Genomic DNA, 20,688 nt, shown 5'->3' with positions numbered 1-20,688 from the left:
AAACAAAAAATGTATTATATATATAATAAATAGCAAGAGGAGAGACCAAAATACCCAAAATACTAAAAATAAGAAAAAATAAGAAAAAAGCTGCCATATCCCAATCCTCCTTTAATTTATTAGAATAATTATAACCAAAAAATCCTTAGCTTGGAAATTAAAATTCCCAAGCTTTGAGATTAGAATTATAAAATTCTAGATTTTAAGGGCTTACATCATACCGCCCATTCCACCCATACCGCCCATATCAGGCATTGCTGGCATAGCTGGTTTATCCTCTTTGATTTCGCTTACTGTAGCTTCTGTCGTAAGTAGCAAGCTAGCTACGCTAACAGCATTTTGAAGTGCTATGCGCTCTACTTTAACAGGGTCTATAATACCAGCTTCAAACATATCTACATACTCTCCGCTAGCAGCGTTAAATCCGTAATTTGCCTTATCAGCACTGCTTACTGCGTGAGCTACCACACCAGCATCAAATCCAGCATTTTCAGCTATTTGGCGAAGTGGAGCAAATAAAGCACGCTTGACGATATCAGCACCGATTAACTCATCGCCTTTTAAATTCAAATCTACTTTATTTCCAGCCTTAATCAAAGCAGCACCGCCGCCTATCACGATGCCCTCCTCTACTGCTGCTTTAGTAGCGTTTAGAGCATCATCTACTCTATCTTTTTTCTCTTTCATTTCAGTTTCAGTAGCGGCTCCGACTTTGATAACTGCTACACCACCACTTAATTTAGCCAATCTTTCTTGAAGTTTTTCTTTGTCATAGTCGCTTGTAGTTTCAGCTATTTGAGCTTTGATTTGGCTGATTCTAGCATCTATCGCCTCTTTTGAGCCAGCGCCATTTACGATTGTAGTGTTATCTTTGTCGATTACTACTCTATCAGCTTGACCTAGATCATTTATACTAGCACTCTCCAAAGTTCTACCTAGCTCTTCGCTAATTACTTCGCCACCGGTTAAAATAGCGATATCTTCTAGCATAGCTTTTCTTCTATCACCAAAGCCAGGGGCTTTAACTGCTGAGATATTTAGCACGCCACGAAGTTTATTGACAACTAAAGTTGCTAAAGCTTCGCCCTCTATATCTTCGGCGATAATTAGTAGAGGTTTGCCTGTTTTTTGGATTTGTTCTAAAACTGGTAAAAGATCTTTTAAATTTGATATTTTTTTATCAAATAATAGTATAAATGGGCTGCTTAGCTCAACTTGCATTTTCTCTGCATTTGTGATGAAATATGGGCTTAGATAGCCTCTATCAAACTGCATACCCTCAACTACATTTAACTCATCATTGATTGATTTAGCCTCTTCAACTGTGATAACTCCATCTTTACCTACTTTTTCCATAGCTTCAGCTATTAGATCACCAACGCTTGTGTCGCTATTAGCTGAGATTGTAGCTACTTGGGCGATCTCTTTTTTGCCTTCTACTTTTTTAGATGCGTTTTTAAGCTCGTTTATCACCGCAGTAGCGAATTTATCCATACCTCTTTTTACTTCGATTGGATTTGCTCCAGCTGTGATATTTCTTAAACCTTCTTTAAATATAGCGTGAGCCAAAACAGTAGCTGTAGTAGTGCCATCGCCGGCTTCATCATTGGTTTTGCTAGCTACTTCTCTTACTAGGCCTGCGCCCATATTTTCTATAGTATCAGCTAGTTCAATCTCTTTAGCCACGCTAACGCCATCTTTTGTTATTGTTGGCGCACCAAAACTTTTTTGTAAAAGCACATTGCGACCTCTTGGACCCATTGTCACTTTAACCGCATCGCTTAATTTTTTAACACCATTATATAATCTATTTCTAGCATCATCTGCAAATATAATCTCTTTTGCCATTTTCTATCCTTTTTATTATTTTATGATACCTAAGATATCATCTGTATTTAATACTAAATATTTTTTGTTATCAAGCGTAATTTCGCTACCGCTATATTTCGCAAATACAACTCTATCGCCTTCGCTAATGCCTTCTACTTCTTTGCTGACAGCGATAACTTTGCCTTCGCTTGGTTTTTCTTTGGACGCATTATCTGGGATGATAATACCTGAAGCTGTAGTTTTAAGCTCCTCCTCTCTTTCTATAAGCACACGCTTACCTAATGGTAAAAAATTCATTTTGATCCTTTCATGTAATCTGATTTAAAAATTAGCACTCTATATATTTGAGTGATGAAAATATATCATAATTTTATATATATGTCAATAAATTTTGAGCAAATTTAAATAGAATTTATCAAAAACATTTAGTCTAAGCCACTAAAGTTTAAATTAATTTCGCATAAAAATAGATTTGTGATTTTGATTTTATTAAATTAAATTTTAGTATAATAAACAAAAAATTTATAAGGAATTTAAATGAGAGTTGTATATTGGATTTTAGGTATTTTGGTGGTGGTTTTAGCTACTATTTATACCCTGCTTTTTAGCAGTGTTGGAAATAGCATTATAAAGCCATATATAGAAAAAATCGCTTCTGAAAAAAGTGGAATGGATATTAGACTTGACGAATTTAAGCTTGGTATTAGCAATCTTGATATAACTGCTAGTGTCAATAACGCCTTAAAAGCTAGAGTTTATGGGAATTATAGCCTATTTAGTCAAGCACTTGACCTTAATTATACCACAGCTACAAGCGATTTGAGCAACCTTGGAATAGCTATAAAAGATGATATCAACCTAAAAGGTAAGGTCATTGGTAAACTTAGCAACTTCATCGCCGATGGTAGCGGCAAGATTGTTGGGTCAAATTTACGTTTCGCAGCTAGAATCAAGGACTTTGCTCCACTTGAGATAAAGCTAGATGCTAAATCATTAAATTTAGCTCAAATCACAGCTATTGCTCTAGGCAAACCATACATAACAGGCAATATGAATATCCAAGCTGATATCACTAGCAAGGACACACTATATAGTGGAACAGCTAGCCTAAATATACCAAAAGCTATAACAAATAATGAGTTAATTGCAACTGATTATGGAATTAATTTACCAAATAATTTTACTATAAAGGCTGATTCAAATCTAAATCTAGAAGGTCGCACAGCTAAAGCTAAAAGTATAATTACCACACCAATTGCCGTTGCAGCAGCTCTAAATTCTATATACAATATAGATGAAAATGTATTAAATAGTGATCTGAATTTAAATATCCCAAACTTAGCCAAGCTAGAACCAATAATTGGCCAAAAACTAAGCGGAGAAATTACAGCCAAAGCCAATACAAAAATATCTAATGGAAATTTAGAGTTTTTAGATGCTGATATAAGCGGATTAGGTGGGGTTATAACTGCTAAAATGGTAGATAATAAAATAAACGCTGATATCAAAAAAATAAAACTAAACGAGCTTTTAAAGCTAGTTTCAATGCCGGCAATTTTAAATGGCAATATTAATGGGGCTGCTTTAATTACCGCACTAAATGATCCAAATAAAAGAGCTGGAAATGTAAGTATAAATATAAATGGTGGAATAATTAATGCTAATGAATTAAATAAAATGATAGGTGCAAGCCTACCTAAAAATGTAAGCTTTAATTCAGATATTCAAGCCGCACTAAAAGGTGATAATGCAGAACTTAAAGCAAATTTAATATCTGAGATTTTAAACCTAAACAATCTAGATGCTAGCTACAATCTAGCCCAAAATACTGCCAAAGCAAATGCCCAAGCACTAGTACCAGATTTAGCTAAGTTTGGCAATATCTCAGGCGCAAAACTATCTGGCCAAATCGCTCTAAATGCCGATATAGATACCAATTTAAATAATCAAAAATCACCACTAAAAAGCGCCAATATAGATATTAAAGCAATGGATGGCATAATCACAGCAAATCTTGATAATGGAAAACTAAAGGCTAAAATTCAAAATATCCTAGTTCAAAATATATTCTTGATGATTGGACAAAAACCACTTTTAAATGGTGAACTAAATGGTGAACTAAATTTAGATAGCATTGATATAGCAAATCTAAATGGAAAAGGCGATATAAAACTTGAAAATGGTGTATTAAATGCAGCTAATTTAAAAGAACTAACTAATAAAGAATTTCCACAAAATATAACACTAAACGCACATATCAAACCAACATTTACCAACTCAACCGTGCATTTTGCCTCCATAATTAATTCAAATTTAGCTACAATAAATAAATTTGATGGAAGCTATGATATTAATAAAAATAGCCTAGAAGCACTATATAGCGCAGATATACCAAGCCTTGCAAAACTTGAGTTTTTAACTGGAATGAAGTTAAATGGCGCACTAAATCCAAGCGGAAAAATATCAATCAATGAGAGTGTAAACGCCACATTAAATAGCGATTTTATAGGCTCAAAACTAAAAATTGATATCAAAGATAATAAAGCAAATTTAAATCTATCAACATTTGAGATTGCAAAATTGCTTGAATTTTTAGATTTTATGCCATTTTACGAGGGTCAAGCTACGCTAAATGCTAACTATAATCTAGATAGCGCCAAAGGAGATTTTAATGCCGATATAGCCAAAGGTCAATTAGCAAGAAGTGGGTTAACTACGCTAATAAGCACAGCAATTCAAAAAGATATCACAAAAGAAGTATTTAAAGATGGCTATTTAAAAGGAACAATTGATCTAAATTTAATAAATTTTATAACTCAGCTTAACTCGCAAAAGGCAAATATCAGTATAGCTAATGGTAGTTTAGATACTGCTACAAAAGCTATCAATATTCCAATAACAGCCAATATAGAAAAAACAGATATCGATATAAAGATAACTGGCACAAGCGATGAACCAAAATATTCTATCAGCTCAAACTATATCAAAGAGAAAATAAATGAAGAAATTAGCAAAGGGATAGATAAACTTTTTGACAACGATAAGGAAAAAAGTCAAGGCGCTAAAGAGCTGATAAATGGCTTGCAAAATCTATTTAATTAAAATCATTAATTTGAGACTTAAATACAAGTCTCAAATTAATACTAAATTTTAAATCAAATCCTTTCTAGCTTGCCCAATAGCATTAAGCAAATAATCCACATCATCTAAACTATGAGACCAATGCAAACTCACACGCAACCAGCCTGGCTTAAAGCTTAAAGGTTCATCATCTTTTAATCCCAATAAATCATGACCATATGGCCCAGCACATGAACATCCAGCACGACTTTGAATTCCAAATTTTTTACTTAAAACCTGAGCTAAATCAAAAGGTGAAATACCTTTAATATTAAAAGCAAAAATAGCTAGCCTTTCTAAATTTTTAGGCACATAATCTATCACACCTTTTATATTAGAAAGCCCTAGCTCAAATTTATCCATAAGCAAAGTCTTTTGCTCATTTATAAACTCTAAACCAACCCTATTTCTAAGCTCAAATGCTAAATATGCTCTAACTAACTGAGTGATCGCTGGGGTTCCAGCATCTTCAATTTTCTCTATATCTTCTAGATAATGAATACTTTTTTTACTGACATAGCCCACTGTTCCACCAGCTGAAAATGTCGGTAAATTTGAGCTAAATAGCGACTTTCTAATTGCTAAAATACCACAACTCCCAACACCACCAAGCAGCTTATGTGGCGAGATAAATATCGCATCGCAAAGCGAGCTATCTACATTTTCATAAGCAATAAGACTTGAGGCATCTACAGCAATTATAGCGCCATATCGCTTAGCAGCTGCATTTAGCATAACCAAATTTGTCTTTATACCAGTTACATTTGAAGCAGCACTTATGCTAATTATGATTTTTCTATTAGCATTGATTTTTAAAATTTTATCAAGCTCACCCCAGTGAAGCCCGCCATCTCTAGCCAATGGAATACGAACTACCTCACACATCCCAGTTCTATAACTAATCTCATTACTATGATGTTCATAAGGTCCTACAATTACAAGTGGCAAAGATTTTTTAATAGTATCAAAATCAATATTTAAAGCCATTTTAGTTGCTGGTGGGATATAAATTCCCATTATCTCTTGAAATTTTTTAATCGCAGCACTACTACCTTGCCCGCATGGTAAAAGCAAAAAATCACTTTGTAATTTTAGTAATCTTTTTATTCCAGTACGTGCATTTTCATAGTAGTTTGTAGTAATATTAGAACATTCGCTGCACTCGCTATGTGTATTAGCATAGGTTTGAAGCATTCGCCTAATTTCATCTTCAATTGGTATATACCCAAGCCCACTAGCTGTCCAGTCAAAATAATAAATCCCATCTTTTAATATGATATTTTGGCGAATTTTATCGATATTCAATGGCTTTTTCCTAGATTTTTTATCTTATTATACTAAATTTTTACCAAATATAAATTTATACTACATTTTTAGCTTTAAAATCTGCTAGTCGTTTTTTAGCTCGTTGAGTTATTAACTCGTCCATATCATAGTATTCAAATGTAGCTCCATGCTGCATTGTTCCATCTAAAATATCACCAGCTTGACGGTTTTTTAAATCAATTTTAGCTACAACAAATCCATCAAGCGTCTGAGCAAATTCATTTAATCTACTTGGAATACTTGCGAGCTTAGTATATAAATAACACCAACCTCGCCCACCATTTCTACCAACCCTACCACGCAGCTGATGAAGTGAAGCAAGTCCTAGCTTTTCAGGACCTACAATTACGATAGTTGAAAGCCGTGGAAGAGAGATCCCAACCTCAACAATAGTCGTAGCTAATAAAATATTTCCATCATTTGCAAACTGTTCTAAGATATCATCTTTTTGCTTATCTTTACCATGTGTTACATAGACTTTTTGAAATTTATTTAACCAAAATGGCGCAGCTACACTTAGACTTTGATAATTGCTTACCTCGCTCTCTTCTACTAGCGGATAAACAATGATCGTCTGTTTATTTTGTGAAATTTGCTCTTTGATATGTTCTAAAAGTGCGCCAAATCCACTATTTTGAATAATATGTGTGCTAATTTGCTTAGCAAATGGAATCTCTTTTAAAAAGCTAAAGCTTACTAATTCAGACTCAATGAGTGAAAGCGTTCTAGGAATTGGTGTGGCGCTAAACTGTAAAAAATGCGCCCTTAAGCTCTCATCGCGCGTTAATTCATCTATTTTTTGTCTTTGAATAGAACCAAATCTATGCTGCTCATCAATCATTATAAGAGTACTTTTTGGAAGCTCTTGATATAGTAAAGCATGAGTACCAATGATCAAATCTGCGTCATTTAAATTTACATTTTTTGCCCCTTTTTGTAGATATTTTACTCTCACAAAATCAGGCAAAAGCCTCATAGCCTCGCTATAAAGCTGTGTAGCTAAAATAGTTGTAGGTGCCATCAAAATCGAGCGGTTTGGATAATTAAGTAGTGCTGCGCCCAAGATTACCAAAGTCTTACCGCTTCCTACATCACCCATTACTACACGCTTTGCTGCTATACTTTTAGCTAAATCTTCCTTAATATCTTCTAATGCTTTTATCTGATCGCTTGTAGGAATAAAAGGCAATGAGCTAAGCCAATGCGTGATATCATAGGGCTTAATAGCAGTGGCCTTAAAAAGTACCTTTTTAGCACTAAGCTTTTTTAGATAATTATAAATTTCAATAAATTTAAGTGTATCTAGCTGTTTATTATTTAAATTCATAACCGAATTTAAAGCCTCATCGCTAAGTTCATGTAAGGCTAAAATTTGCCTAGCCTCATCATCATTTAATCCTTGAGATTTTAAGGATTCTAAATTTATATATTTTTTGATTAAATTTTGAATTTGGTTGTCTTTTAATGCTCTTTTATAATGTGGAATAATCTGGCCAACTTTTGTAATAATTTTAGGATTACTAAACTGCCAAAGCCCATTATATAATACGGATTTACCATGGATATAGAGTCTTTTGCCACGCTTAAAAGAGGCGTAATGCCATGGCCTAGCATTAAATATCACAATAGAAACATCACACTCCCATGAGATACAATAGGCCAAAATACTAAGCATCGTAGGACGAGTTATAGATGATTTAATCTCAATTTCTACACTATTTTCACCGATACTTGGCTCATTTTTAACACGCAAATCATCAAAGCTTTTAGGCAAAATCAAAGCTAGATCAAGTAAACTTGCGATACCTAGCTCTTTTAACTCCTTGTACTCCACTATTTTGGCTCGCTATATAGACAACTATACAAGCACGCAATACTAAGCCAATTAAGCTCTTCAAGGCTAGCTATAAACTCATTTAGCTCCTTTTGCTTTAGTGATTTAATACGCTCTAAATTTAGATCAAATTCGCCCAAATCATAGCCTTGATAATACTCTTTTTGAGCTATTGCAAGACGCTTAAACATCGTCTCTTTTCTAAGTGGCTCACTACCAAGCAAGAAATTTCTAGCTGCATTTAACTCTTTTTGAGTTACACCCTTTTTGACAAATTTGGCAATCTGACTTTTTATTAGATGTATAGCTTTATCTTTATTCTCATTTTTAGTCTGCAAATATCCACTCATTGAATTATAGCTAAGATTTAAATTAGCCGAACAATATACGCTATATGCTAGTCCTCGCTTTACACGAATCTCCTCCATAAGCCTAGATCCAAATCCACTACTACCTAGAATAAACATTGCTACACTCAGCTTATATCTATCTTCTAAAGCAAATTTAAGCGGTGAGCCAAAATATATATAAGCCTGCTGGCTTGGTCTAGAAATTATCTCTTCTCTTTGTTCAATGCTAACTTCTACAGGACTTAACTCTCTAACCTCTCCAACTTTTAATACATCAGCTAATCTATCAAATTTAACTCTCTCAAGCGCTATATCACCGCCTAAAACTATAAACATATTTTCTAAATTTAAACTATTTTCTATAAACTCTTTAATATCGCCAAGCTCAATTTGAGCGATACTTTCAGGTGTGCCGATACTAGGCGCAGCTAAGCGTGAGTTTGGATATAAAATTGCTTTTAATGCATTGCTTGCTTGATAATCAAAATCACTGTTATTTGAAGCAATTATGCCAAGTGTCTGGGTTTTTAGTTTTTTTAGGATATTTTTATCATAATTTGGCTGAGCTAGTAATTCTAACAGCATATCAAAACCATATTCAAAATGTTCACTTAAACACTCTAAGCTAATTTCAAAAGTCTCATATCCAGCGCTAGCACTAAGTAAAATCGCACGCATATCAAGCGCCCTATTAAACTCATTACTACCTAGTCGTTTACTACCTTCACTTAGCAATTCAGCAGCCATTGTAGCTATGCCATGTTTTTTTTCATTGCAACTTCCAGCCGCCTTAAAGACAAGCTTAATTCCAACAAGTGGCAATTCGCTACTATGTTCATAGATTAGAGCAATATCACTATTAGCAATTTTTAAATTTAATCTTTCCACTATTTTACCTCGTTTAGATAGTATTTTATTTGCTCTTTTCTTAAAATTCTTATATAATTTGTACTACCAATTTTGCCAGCTGGATAGCCTGCTGTAAGCGTATAGGTGGCTTCATCGCTTATTAAATTTGCATCTTTTAATCCTTTTATGGTATTGGCTAAAAGCAGATTTAACTGATTTTGTGGCACAACTAAACTTGGAGTTACACCCCAAACAATAGTCAAACTTCTAGCCACGCTCTCATCATGAGTTACAGCAATTATTGGCATAGTTGGACGATTACGAGCCATCTTAATAGCGCTTGAACCACTACTAGTAATTGAAATAATAGCATTTGCGCCTATTCTTTGAGCCAAATGCGAACTAGCACTTGCTACCATATCAGTTTCATCAGCAAATTTAAACTCATCAAATTTGCCATATGGATATATAAGCTCACTTTGGACTATTGTTGCACTCATAGCTTTTACTACTGCGGCTGGATTTATTCCTACAGCGCTCTCCTCGCTTAGCATAACAGCATCAGTCCCATCTAATACAGCGTTTGCTACATCGCTTATTTCAGCTCTTGTTGCACTTTGACTCTTTGCCATTGAGAGCATCATTTGTGTAGCAGTAATTACTGGGCGGTTTGCGGCATTAGCCTTTTTAATAATTAGCTTTTGAATGGTTGGAACTTTATAGTATGGCACCTCAATACCAAGATCTCCACGAGCAACCATAATTCCATCACTAGCTTCTATTATGCTATCAATATTTTCTACTGCATCGAATTTCTCTATTTTAGCAAATACCTTAGCACTTGAGCCAAACTCTTTTAATATAGCTTTAGCATTTATAATATCATTTGCATTTTGCACAAAACTTATAGCAACAAAATCTACTCCATTTTGTGCTCCAAATAACATATCAGCTCTATCTTTTTGAGTAATAACATCGATATTTAGTTTAGTATTTGGGAAATTTACCCCTTTATTTGAGCTTAGTATGCCATCATTTTCTATTACAGTTTCAATCATATCTGGCAGACATTTTACTACCTTAGCCTTTATCATTCCATCATATAAATATATATATTCACCCTCTTTTAACAAGGATAAAATTTGAGGCTGATTTATGCTAAGTTCATAAATTTCTCCATTTTTGCGGCCAATTATACTCTCTTTTAATACATTTAATCTATCACCTGCTTTTAACTCAAATGGTTCATTTAATGTACCAATTCTAATTTTTGGTCCGCAGATATCTTGAAGTATTCCAACCCTGATTCCTAAGGCATTTGAAGCCTCTTTTATCTTAGTAATTGTAGATTGATGATATTCATGTGTTCCATGTGAGAAGTTTAGTCTAAATACATTTACTCCCTCTATAATTAAAGATTTAATAACCTCAATAGAATCACTAGATGGGCCAATTGTTGCTACGATTTTTGTTTTTTTCATATTTACTCCTAAGTTTTGGTAATTATACCAAATTTAAGGATAAATGATGAGAATTTTGGCAGAATTTAGGCGGATTTCTCCGCCTGATATTAGTCAAATAGCTCTTCGTTTAGCTTAGCTTCGTTGAAGTTCCTACCTAGATATTCACAAACTTCACGAACATCCCTTAATGCATTGCCAAGACAGCTAGTAGCCCCTGGACTTGGTGTCATATTAAAAATTATACCAGTTTTTGGATTAATACTTGCCTCACCTAGCATTAGCTTTTTCTCAGTTTTATTTAAAACTTGTGGGCGAACGCCGCCAAAACCTTTAGCATAATAGATATCATTTGTAGTTAGGCTTGGGACGATTTTTCTAGCATCTTTTACAAATAGTTTTTTATTAAGATATGGTACTTCAAATAAGAAATTACGTAAGACATAGTTACGAATTTCACTATCTTTAAATAGATCAAACAAGATACCGGCAATAGCTGTGTCAAAATTTAAAGTCTTACAAAAGTCAAGGAAGCTACCCCAATTCTCATGATATCTCTCAAGTTTAGGCAATGCAAGTGCTGTTGGTCCAAATCTTGTACAACCATCAGCTAAGATATCAGGGTCACCATGAAGTGCAGCAAATGGAAGTTTTGGATTTTGTACCATATAAACTTTACCATTTAGAAGTTTTTGCTTAGTTAAATAAAAGCTACCAGCTACTGGCAAGCAACCAAAGTCTAGACCGTAGCCCATTTTATGTGCTAAATATAATGAATGAGCACCTGCATTTACTACAACAAAATCAGCACTAATTGATAAGCCATTTGCGGTTTGGATATAGTATTTATCACCATTGCGGTAAATTTCATCTACTCTTGAATTTAAATATACATCGCATTCGCTTTTATCTTTTTTAGCATTTTCTATAAATGTAGTTGTAAATGCACCATAATCAACTGTAGTATATTCTCCACTTTTTACACCCATACCAACTACATTTTCAGCTCTATGAGTACCATCACTATTTAAAATAATTTTTGGCTCAATTTTAGCTAATTCAGCCTTATCATAAAACTCTAAATATGGATAAAGCTCTTTAAATTCCTCATATCTATTTTTAATATAATCTACCTCGACATCGCCTACGCCAATTGCCATTTTTTGACCATCAAACATATATTTACCTTGATAGCCGTGCTGCAAACCGTATTTTACTACCATTCTAGCAGTTTTGCTTACCTTTTGAGCTTTTTCAAATGTATAGTTTGTCTCTATATCACCACAATGTACAGTCTGAGAATTAGCTGTTCCTTTTGAATTTAACGTAGCAAGACCGCCGTACTTTTCTACCAATGCAATATTTTTAACATCTGTATATCTTGCTAATTCATATAGTAGCGCACCACCACTGATACCACCACCGACTATCACCACCTCGTAGTGTTTTTCTTTCATCCTTAACTCCTAAGACAATTTTTGAATTCTGTAGTATATATTAATAAAACTTAAAGATAACAAAATAAAAATAGTAAATTACAATATTTATAAATTTATCAGTTTATATGTTACAAATTTACTCTAATAAATATTAAATTTTTCTTTTATTGTCTCTTGATCAAATCCGCTAGCAATACAAAGCATTAAAAGCACCCTAGCCTTTTGTGCATTAAGCGAATCACTAAGGATAAAATTTAACTTATTAAAATCTAACTCATCTCCACTAATTATGCCACTATTTGTACGGCTTGAGATTACTACTATCGCTCCTTTAGAATTTGCAAATTTCAGCGCATGGAGCATATTTGGACTTAGGTTGCCATTGCCAAGAGCTGCGCAGATTATACCCTTTGCACCTAAATTTAAAGCGCTATAGACAGCCTCACCGCTAGCCCCTGCGTAATCATAGACTATCTCTACGCATGGCAAATTTTGTAAGCTTGATAGATCTTCACAAAATTTAGCACTAAACTCGCTTTGCATCGTATGGCGTCTAAGACTTTTGGTATAAAATACCGCCTTGCCATAATGTACAATTCCGCATTTACCACAATTTGGTGAAGCAAAGGCATTTAATGCTGTTGTATTTGTCTTTATAATCTCACGAGCTAGGTGAATCTCATCATTTATCACCACCAGCACACCCATATTAGCACTATTTTTACAAGCTGCGACACTTATAGCATTATATAAATTTATCGCTCCATCGCTACTTAAGGAGTTTGCACTTCGCATAGCTGCAGTTATTACTACTGGTTTTTGGCTTTTTATGGTTAAAGTTAAAAAATACCCGCTCTCTTCAAGCGTATCAGTTCCATGAGTTATAACTAACGCATCTATTTTATCATTAGCCAATAACTCATTTGCCCTATGTGAGAGTTTAAGCCAAATTTTTTCATTCATATCTTGAGAACCGATATTACAAATCTGCTCTGCACTAATATCGGCTATACTTTTTAACTCATTAAATTCGCTTAAAATCTCATTAATACCAAATTTGGCACTCTCATATACTGAATTTATCGGCCCAGTACTAGCACCAGCGATTGTTCCACCAGTAGCTAAGATTGCTATCTTTTTCACTGCGTATCTATCTCATCGTAGCTTTGAGTATATGGTAAGGTTTTTGAAGTTTTTGCCCCAAGCTTTTTGAGCATTTCAAATTTACTTATTAAATTTCCACGCCCTTGATAAAGCGTAATTTTACCATCTTCAATAACCTTACTCATAGCAATTATTTGATTTTCTAATCTCTCATAATTTTTAATAAATACATCAAATTTATCATATATTTTTCCAGCTTCAGCAAAGATTTTCATTGCATTTTCATCACTTTTTAAATTGCGCCAACATATATAGACGGTTTTTAGCGCCATAAGAAGTGTAAGTGGAGTAGTTATAAATACACCTTTTTCATAGGCATATTCATATAAGCTACTATCAGCACCAAGTCCTACAAACAGCATATTATCATTAGGAATAAACATAAATACATACTCATAATTTTTACTATCTAAAAATGTGTAATTTTTAGAACTTAAATTATCAATATGATTTTTTATATCCTTTGCTAATGCTTTAGCATAAGCCTCCTTGGTGCTATCATCTGTAGCATTATGGTATTCATTATAATTAACCAATGAGCATTTAGCGTCTATTATCGCATGCTTACTTTCATCAAATTTCACTACCACATCTAGATATTTTTGATTTCCATTTTCATCTTTGCAAGCTACTTGCCTATCATAGTTTTGACCCAAAATTAACCCACTACTTTGCAATACACTATCAAGCTGAATTTCTCCCCAGTTACCAAGTAGTTTTTTATTACTCTTTAATGCATCGGCTAAATTTTGCGCTTGCGTCATCACCCCTTTTGTTTCACTTTTTAAATTTTCAAAATTTACTTTGAAGGCGCTATTTATCTCTATATTTGACTTTTGATATTTACTTATCTCATCTTTTAAAGGAGTGATTAAACTCTCTAAAATCTTAGCTGAACTCTCAGTCATCTCTTTGCTACTTAAATTTAGCAAATTCTCGCTCATCTGTTTAGTTTTTAGATCAAAATACTCCCTAGTTTTATTATCTAACTCATCTTGACGAGCCTTTAGTTGAGCATTTGTCTCATTTGCATTTTCTAATTTTGTTGTTAATTCTGCAATCTTTTGTATATTTTGTATATTTTTCTCTTGAAGCTCTTTATTTTCATCTTTTGCGCTATTTAACTCTTGCTCTTTTATATTTAAATTTGCATTTAAATCATTCAATCTTTGACCTAAAGCACTTAATTGACCGCTCTTTTTAAATAGCATAAATCCTAACCAAAAGCTTGCGCTAGCAATTACTGCAATCACTCCACTTAAAATCTCAATCATCGCATTCTCCATATAAGAAAAAACCTAAGCCTTTTCTTATTAAATTTAGATTTTTTTAAGGAATTCGCATTTTAGAACTACTGTCCCAACGCCATTTATTTTGCACTCTACCTCACCATCCTTGCTAGTTAGCTTGATATTTTTAATTGTTGTGCCACGTTTAATAGTACTGCTTGCGCCTTTGACTTTTAAATCTTTAATAACTGTAACGCTATCGCCTGCGTTTAACTCTGTACCATTTGAATCTTTTGCCATATTCTCTCCCTTAGTTGAATTAAGAACAAATTATAGCTAGTTAATGCTTAAATTTCGCAACCTAAAAATGATAAATTTGGATATAAAATTTATCTTAAATTTAATAAATTTAGTAAATTTATGATACAATCTAGCCATTTTTTTAAATAGGATAGAATCTATGGATATTAGAAAAGAGTATTTAGAGTTTTTTAAAAGCAAAGGACACGAAGTAGTTGCTTCTTCAGCCTTGGTTCCTGATGATGCAACCTTGCTTTTTACAAACGCTGGAATGGTTCCATTTAAGAGTATATTTACTGGGGATGTACCACGCCCTAATCCGCCAATTCGTACTAGTTGTCAAACATGCATTAGAGCTGGAGGCAAACACAACGATTTAGATAATGTAGGCTATACAGCCAGACATCATACATTTTTTGAAATGTTAGGAAATTTTAGCTTTGGTGAATATTTTAAAACTGAAGCAATTGCCTATGCTTGGGAGTTTGTAACTGAAATTTTAAAACTACCAAAAGATAGATTATATGTAACTGTACATGAAAACGATGATGAGGCTTATGAAATTTGGCAAAAACATATAGAGAAAGAGAGAATTTATAAATTTGGTGATAAGGATAACTTCTGGGCAATGGGAGATACGGGACCTTGTGGGCCATGTAGCGAAATATTTTATGATCAAGGCGCTGAACACTTTAATAGTGATGAAGATTATATGGGTGGCGATGGTGATAGATTTTTAGAAATTTGGAATCTTGTATTTATGCAGTTTGAAAGAAGTAGCGATGGAACTATGACGCCACTACCAAAACCTAGCATCGATACTGGAATGGGGCTTGAGAGAGTTACAGCTATTAAAGAGGGCAAATTTAGCAACTATGATAGTTCACTATTTATGCCACTTATCAACGAAGTAGCCAAAATTGCAAATGTAGCTTATGAATATGAAAGTGGTGCAAGCTTTAGAGTTATTAGCGATCATATCAGATCGGTTGTATTTTTGCTAGCTCAAGGCGTAAATTTTGATAAAGAAGGTCGTGGATATGTCTTAAGAAGAATTCTAAGACGAGCCCTAAGGCATGGATATCTTCTTGGCATAAAAGAGCCATTTATGTATAGACTTGTAGATAAAGTAGTAGAATTAATGGGTGGTCACTATGAATATCTAAACGAGAAAAAAGAGTATGTAAAAGAGCTAATCAAGCTTGAAGAAGAGAGATTTTTAGCTACTATTGCTGCTGGATTAGATATATTTAATGAAGAACTTGCTAAAACTAAAGATATTTTTAGTGGCGAAGTAGCGTTTAAGCTTTATGATACTTATGGTTTTCCGCTAGATCTAACTGCAGATATGTTAAGAGAAAAAGGCTTAAGTGTAGATGCTGCCAAATTTGATACTTTAATGAGTGAACAAAAAGCAAGAGCAAAAGCTAGCTGGAAAGGGAGTGGCGATGCGGCTAAGGAGAGTGGGGATTTTAAAGAACTACTTGAAAAATTTGGCAAAAATGAATTTATCGGATATGACAGCTTAAGCTCAACTAGCCGTGTTCTAGCTCTGCTTGATAACGAATTTAAAATCACCAATAAATTAAACACTGGCGAGAGCGGATATATAATGCTTGATAAAACTCCATTTTATGCTCAAAGCGGTGGACAATGTGGAGATAGTGGTAAAATAAATGATAACAAAGTTTTAGATACTAAAAAATATTTTGAACTAAATTTAAGCCAAATTCAAGTAAGTTCTACTATTAGCGTAGGTGATGAAGTAGAGTGCAAAGTAAGCCCAAATAGATTAGAAATCCGCCGTCACCACTCAGCCACACACCTACTTCACGCAGCACTTAGAAGTGTTTTAGGCTCACATATATCTCAAGCTGGAAGTAGCGTAGAGGCTGATAAATTAAGATTTGACTTTAGTCATCCAAAACCTGTAAGTAGTGATGAGTTAGCCCAAATTGAAAAATTTGTAAATGACCAAATCCAAGCAGGCGCTAAAGCAAAAGTAGAAATAATGGATATAAACTCAGCTAAAAATAGTGGAGCTATAGCACTCTTTGGTGAAAAATATAGCGATGAAGTGCGTGTTTTAACTTTGGGCTGTTCTAAGGAGCTATGTGGTGGCACTCATGTTGAAAATATCAATGAAATAGGTAGTTTTTTTATTACCAAAGAGAGCGGTGTAAGTGCTGGAGTTAGGCGTATTGAGGCGGTTTGTTCTCGTGCTGCACTAAACTACGCAAATGAGCTAAGAAACGAGCTTGAAGAGATTAAAGCTAGTTTAAAAGGCGCTAGTCCAATTGCTGCTATTGCTAAGTTAAAAGATGAGATAAAATCTCTTCAAAATGAGATAAAAAATGCCACTTCATCAGTAGAGCTAAGCTCTAAGCTTATAAATGGCATTAATGTAGTTGTTGATGAATTTAATGGTGATATCAAGGCAAAAATTGATGAAATAAAAAATAAATTTGATAGTGTTGTAATATTTTTAGCTAGTGCCAAAGATGGCAAGGTAATGCTAGCAGCTGGATCTAAAAATTGCAATATAAAAGCTGGAGAATTAGTAAAAGCAATTGCCCCAATTGTAGGTGGAGGTGGAGGTGGAAGAGATGACTTTGCCACTGCTGGAGGCAAAGATATAAACAAAATATCAAATGCCTTAGAAGAAGCTAACAAATTAATTAAGAGTAAACTTTGAACGCTTTAAATAGTTCATTTGCTAGACTTGACCAGATTGCGCCATTTATGCATATTAGTGTTGCAGCGCTTTTTATTGCTTTACAAATTACGGTAGTAGTTTGCGGTCATTACTGCTTTAAGGATATTGAGCAAAATCCACATCGCTATAAGCTAATTTTAAAGGAATTTAATAAATTTCTTTTTAGCGCCTTAGCGATAGTGGCATTTTTAGGCTTTGGCGGAATGTTTATGTCTTATGGAGAGCGATTTCCAATTGGCGATCCAATGGTCGAAGCAATTGTTAAAACTAAGCTAGCAATTTTAGCATTTATTGGGGCAAATTTAGCGTATATTTGGTATAAATTTCGTCAAGCCAAAGAGGCGTTTTTAAAAGATGATATGCTTATGAGTCATGAAAATTTAGTTTTGATAATATATTATTTTACCCCTTTAAATATCGTTTTATCATTTATTAATATCTATCTTGGTGTTACTTTTAGAGGATTTTTATGATAGTTTTAGCATCTAGCTCAGCCAGTAGAGCGATGATTTTGCGTGAATATGGTGTTGAGTTTATTCAAGTTAGCCTAGATTATAATGAAGAATTTGACACAAATTTACCACCAGCAAAATATGCTATGAGTATCGTAAATAACAAAGCCAAGCAATTTTTTGATAAATTTAAAAACCGGTATGAGCGTGTTCTATTTGCTGATAGTAGCGTAGCAGCTTGCGGAAAAATTCTTGGTAAGGCAACAGATGAAGCACACGCTAGATATATGCTAGAGTTGCAAAGCGGAAATTTGACTAGCGTCTATACTGCTATGAAGTTTATTAGCCCAAATATCTCTATTGATATGCTAAGTATTGCAAGCTATAAATTTGCTAAATTTAATTCATCTCATTTAGATGAATACATAGCTAGCGGATTATGGAAAGATAAAGCTGGAGCGATGATGATAGAAGGATTTAATAAAATATATATAGAACAAGAAAGCGGCAACAAACCCACAGCCATGGGGCTAGATATTATAAATTTAAAGGCATTTTTATGAAATATATTTTCAACCTAATTATAATTTTAGCATTAGCTAGCGTGGCTGGAATTATATATTTTTACTCTCAAATTAAGATTGATATATCTAAAATTGTAGATTACAATCCAAAATTAACTACTCATATTTATGATAAAAATGGTGATTTAGTAGCCTATATTTTTGATGAAGAAAATAGACAATACGCTAAATTTAGCGAAATTTCGCCACGCATTATAGAAGCACTCATTGCTATAGAAGATACAGCATTTTTTGAACATGGCGGGATAAATTATGAAGCGATTTTTAGAGCAGCAATTAAAGATATTCAAGCAATGTCTTTAGTTGAAGGAGCCTCAACCCTAACTCAACAACTAGTCAAAAATATGCTCTTAACACGTGAGAAAAAATTTACTCGTAAACTAAAAGAGCTAATAATCTCTTACGAAGTTGAGTACACTCTAACTAAAGAACAGATAATTGAGCGATATTTAAACCAGGTATATTTTGGTCACGGATATTATGGGATTAAGACTGCTGCGCTTGGATATTTTAAAAAAAATCTTGATGAACTAAGCTTAAAAGAGATATCTATGCTAGTGGGCCTACCAAAAGCACCTAGCAGCTATGATCCTACAAGACATTTAGATCTATCTCTCTCAAGAGCAAATAATGTACTGCTAAGAATGCACAATATCGGCTGGATAACCACCAAAGAATATCAAGACGCTATAAAAGAGACGCCAAAAATCTATGATCAAACCCTAACCCAAAACAAAGCTCCATATCTAGTAGATGAGACTATAAAGCAATTAGCCCCTCTATATCCTGATATACGATATGGTGGATATAAAATCACTTTAAATGCTGATTTGAAAGTACAAGAGATAGCACAAAATGCACTTAAATTTGGCTATAACGAAATCCTAAAACGCAATAAAGACGCAAATACCACAGTATTAAATGGCGCAATGATCGTCACCAATCCTACTAATGGAGATATACTAGCTTTAGTAGGCGGTGTAGATTATGCCAAAAGCAACTTTAACCGTGCTACACAAAGCTCTCGCCAGCCTGGTTCTAGTTTTAAACCATTTATATATCAAATTGCTTTAAACCAAGGATTATCCCCACAAAGCAAAATAGCTGATATATCTAGAATTTATGAAGGGGTAAATAAAAATAATAAAGAAGATCAAGACTGGAAGCCTAAAAACTTTAGTGGCAATTTTAAAGGCTTAATCACTTTAAATGATGCATTAAAACAATCGCGTAATCTTGCTACAATAAATCTTTTAAATTCTATTGGCCTTGATGTAGTTCAAAGAGATTTAGAGGATTTTGGTTTTAAAGATATTCCTAATAATCTATCAATTGCACTTGGAAGCTTTGGAGTTAGTCTTATGGATTATAGCGAACAATACTCGATATTCCCAGGACTTGGTACTAGACATGAGACCAGACTAATTAATTTTGTAGAGAACAAAAATGGTGAGATATTTAAATTTGAGCCAAAAAGCAGCGAGATTATTAAACCAGAACAAGCATATCTAATGATTAAAATGCTTCAAGATGTTGTAAATAATGGAACTGGTCGCTCAGCAAAAGTTGATGGAATTGAACTAGCAGGAAAAACCGGAACTACAAATGAGAGCGTAGATGCATGGTTTTGCGGTTTTGGCCCTGAGATTCAAGTATTAATATGGTATGGAAATGACAATAACACTCCGATGCGCTATGTAGAGGGTGGCTCTAGAACAGCCGCACCAGTATTTAAGCAGTTTATGCAAGACTTTATCGCTGAATATCCACAAACTAAACGCAAATTTGATATGCCTCCTGGTGTGTATCGTAGAGTTTATAACGGAGTAGATGCACTATATACAACTACTTCTCCGCTACCAAAAGAACAAAATAATATCCTAGAAAAACAAGATAAAGAAGGGATAATTTTTTAGTTTTTTAGAGTATAAATTTGATAACTTCAAATTTATACTCTAATTATTTATAGCATAAATAATTAAAGCTAATTTTTATAAAAATTTAAATGATAGTAGTATATTAAGGCAAATTTAAA

Annotated in this window: 15 protein-coding genes; 5 read left to right on the top strand and 10 right to left on the bottom strand. The window is 33.7% G+C overall.

The genetic code is table 11. The annotated features are described in order from the left end of the window. Window positions 1–210 precede the first annotated feature (210 nt). Together groL and groES are read right to left on the bottom strand one after the other, a co-directional pair. A complete protein-coding gene (groL, locus tag CIGNP109_RS00190; protein WP_086226528.1) occupies window positions 211–1,848 on the bottom strand; it encodes a chaperonin GroEL in 1,638 nt (545 codons plus the stop codon). 15 nt (window positions 1,849–1,863) lie between these two features. Next, window positions 1,864–2,127 carry a co-chaperone GroES gene (gene groES / locus CIGNP109_RS00185; RefSeq protein ID WP_086227752.1) on the bottom strand — a complete coding sequence of 88 codons (264 nt, stop codon included), beginning with the start codon at window positions 2,125–2,127 and terminating at the stop codon, window positions 1,864–1,866. 240 nt (window positions 2,128–2,367) lie between these two features. On the opposite strand from groES, the gene CIGNP109_RS00180 reads away from it, so the two are divergent. Continuing rightward, the gene (locus tag CIGNP109_RS00180) at window positions 2,368–4,932 is read left to right on the top strand and encodes a hypothetical protein (protein ID WP_086227751.1); all 2,565 of its coding nucleotides are present in this window, start codon (window positions 2,368–2,370) and stop codon (window positions 4,930–4,932) included. Window positions 4,933–4,980: 48 nt separating this feature from the next. On the opposite strand, the gene CIGNP109_RS00175 is transcribed toward CIGNP109_RS00180, so the two are convergent. The 8 genes from CIGNP109_RS00175 to CIGNP109_RS00140 form a co-directional block, all read right to left on the bottom strand. Continuing rightward, window positions 4,981–6,255, bottom strand: a complete 1,275-nt coding sequence (locus tag CIGNP109_RS00175) for an aminotransferase class V-fold PLP-dependent enzyme (RefSeq protein ID WP_086227750.1) — start codon at window positions 6,253–6,255, stop codon at window positions 4,981–4,983. 55 nt (window positions 6,256–6,310) lie between these two features. Then, window positions 6,311–8,110 carry an ATP-dependent DNA helicase RecG gene (recG, locus tag CIGNP109_RS00170; protein ID WP_236847533.1) on the bottom strand — a complete coding sequence of 600 codons (1,800 nt, stop codon included), beginning with the start codon at window positions 8,108–8,110 and terminating at the stop codon, window positions 6,311–6,313. Continuing rightward, window positions 8,110–9,348, bottom strand: coding sequence for a M16 family metallopeptidase (locus CIGNP109_RS00165; RefSeq protein ID WP_086227748.1), 1,239 nt, complete (start codon window positions 9,346–9,348; stop codon window positions 8,110–8,112). Before CIGNP109_RS00165 ends, recG begins: the two co-directional genes overlap by 1 nt. Then, the gene (pyk, locus tag CIGNP109_RS00160) at window positions 9,348–10,790 is read right to left on the bottom strand and encodes a pyruvate kinase (protein ID WP_086227747.1); all 1,443 of its coding nucleotides are present in this window, start codon (window positions 10,788–10,790) and stop codon (window positions 9,348–9,350) included. Before pyk ends, CIGNP109_RS00165 begins: the two co-directional genes overlap by 1 nt. A gap of 89 nt (window positions 10,791–10,879) precedes the next feature. Beyond that, entirely contained in the window at window positions 10,880–12,226 is a 1,347-nt protein-coding gene (locus CIGNP109_RS00155; RefSeq protein WP_086226534.1) for an FAD-dependent oxidoreductase, read from the bottom strand. 123 nt (window positions 12,227–12,349) lie between these two features. Next, on the bottom strand, window positions 12,350–13,351 hold the full coding sequence (locus tag CIGNP109_RS00150; RefSeq protein ID WP_086227746.1) for an asparaginase: 1,002 nt from the start codon (window positions 13,349–13,351) through the stop codon (window positions 12,350–12,352). Continuing rightward, entirely contained in the window at window positions 13,348–14,646 is a 1,299-nt protein-coding gene (gene rmuC / locus CIGNP109_RS00145; protein WP_180379993.1) for a DNA recombination protein RmuC, read from the bottom strand. The genes CIGNP109_RS00150 and rmuC overlap by 4 nt, the downstream gene beginning before the upstream one ends. A 45-nt stretch (window positions 14,647–14,691) precedes the next feature. After that, window positions 14,692–14,901, bottom strand: coding sequence for an alkylphosphonate utilization protein (locus CIGNP109_RS00140; protein ID WP_086224045.1), 210 nt, complete (start codon window positions 14,899–14,901; stop codon window positions 14,692–14,694). A 160-nt stretch (window positions 14,902–15,061) separates the two neighbouring features. Between CIGNP109_RS00140 and alaS the strand changes: the two genes are divergently transcribed. From alaS to CIGNP109_RS00120, 4 genes are read left to right on the top strand one after another with little or no spacing between them, the layout of a single operon-like run. Next, entirely contained in the window at window positions 15,062–17,596 is a 2,535-nt protein-coding gene (alaS, locus tag CIGNP109_RS00135) for an alanine--tRNA ligase (RefSeq protein WP_086227744.1), read from the top strand. Continuing rightward, complete coding sequence (locus CIGNP109_RS00130; protein ID WP_086224043.1) at window positions 17,593–18,090, top strand: hypothetical protein; 498 nt, start codon at window positions 17,593–17,595, stop codon at window positions 18,088–18,090. The genes alaS and CIGNP109_RS00130 overlap by 4 nt, the downstream gene beginning before the upstream one ends. Next, window positions 18,087–18,632 carry a septum formation inhibitor Maf gene (gene maf / locus CIGNP109_RS00125; protein WP_086227743.1) on the top strand — a complete coding sequence of 182 codons (546 nt, stop codon included), beginning with the start codon at window positions 18,087–18,089 and terminating at the stop codon, window positions 18,630–18,632. The genes CIGNP109_RS00130 and maf overlap by 4 nt, the downstream gene beginning before the upstream one ends. Beyond that, window positions 18,629–20,569 carry a transglycosylase domain-containing protein gene (locus CIGNP109_RS00120; RefSeq protein ID WP_086227742.1) on the top strand — a complete coding sequence of 647 codons (1,941 nt, stop codon included), beginning with the start codon at window positions 18,629–18,631 and terminating at the stop codon, window positions 20,567–20,569. Before maf ends, CIGNP109_RS00120 begins: the two co-directional genes overlap by 4 nt. Window positions 20,570–20,688 lie beyond the last annotated feature (119 nt).

It is taken from the genome of Campylobacter sp. P0109, assembly GCF_002138755.1.
GTDB classification, from domain to species: Bacteria; Campylobacterota; Campylobacteria; order Campylobacterales; family Campylobacteraceae; genus Campylobacter; species Campylobacter devanensis.
This window is presented reverse-complemented; position numbering and strand designations above follow the sequence as displayed.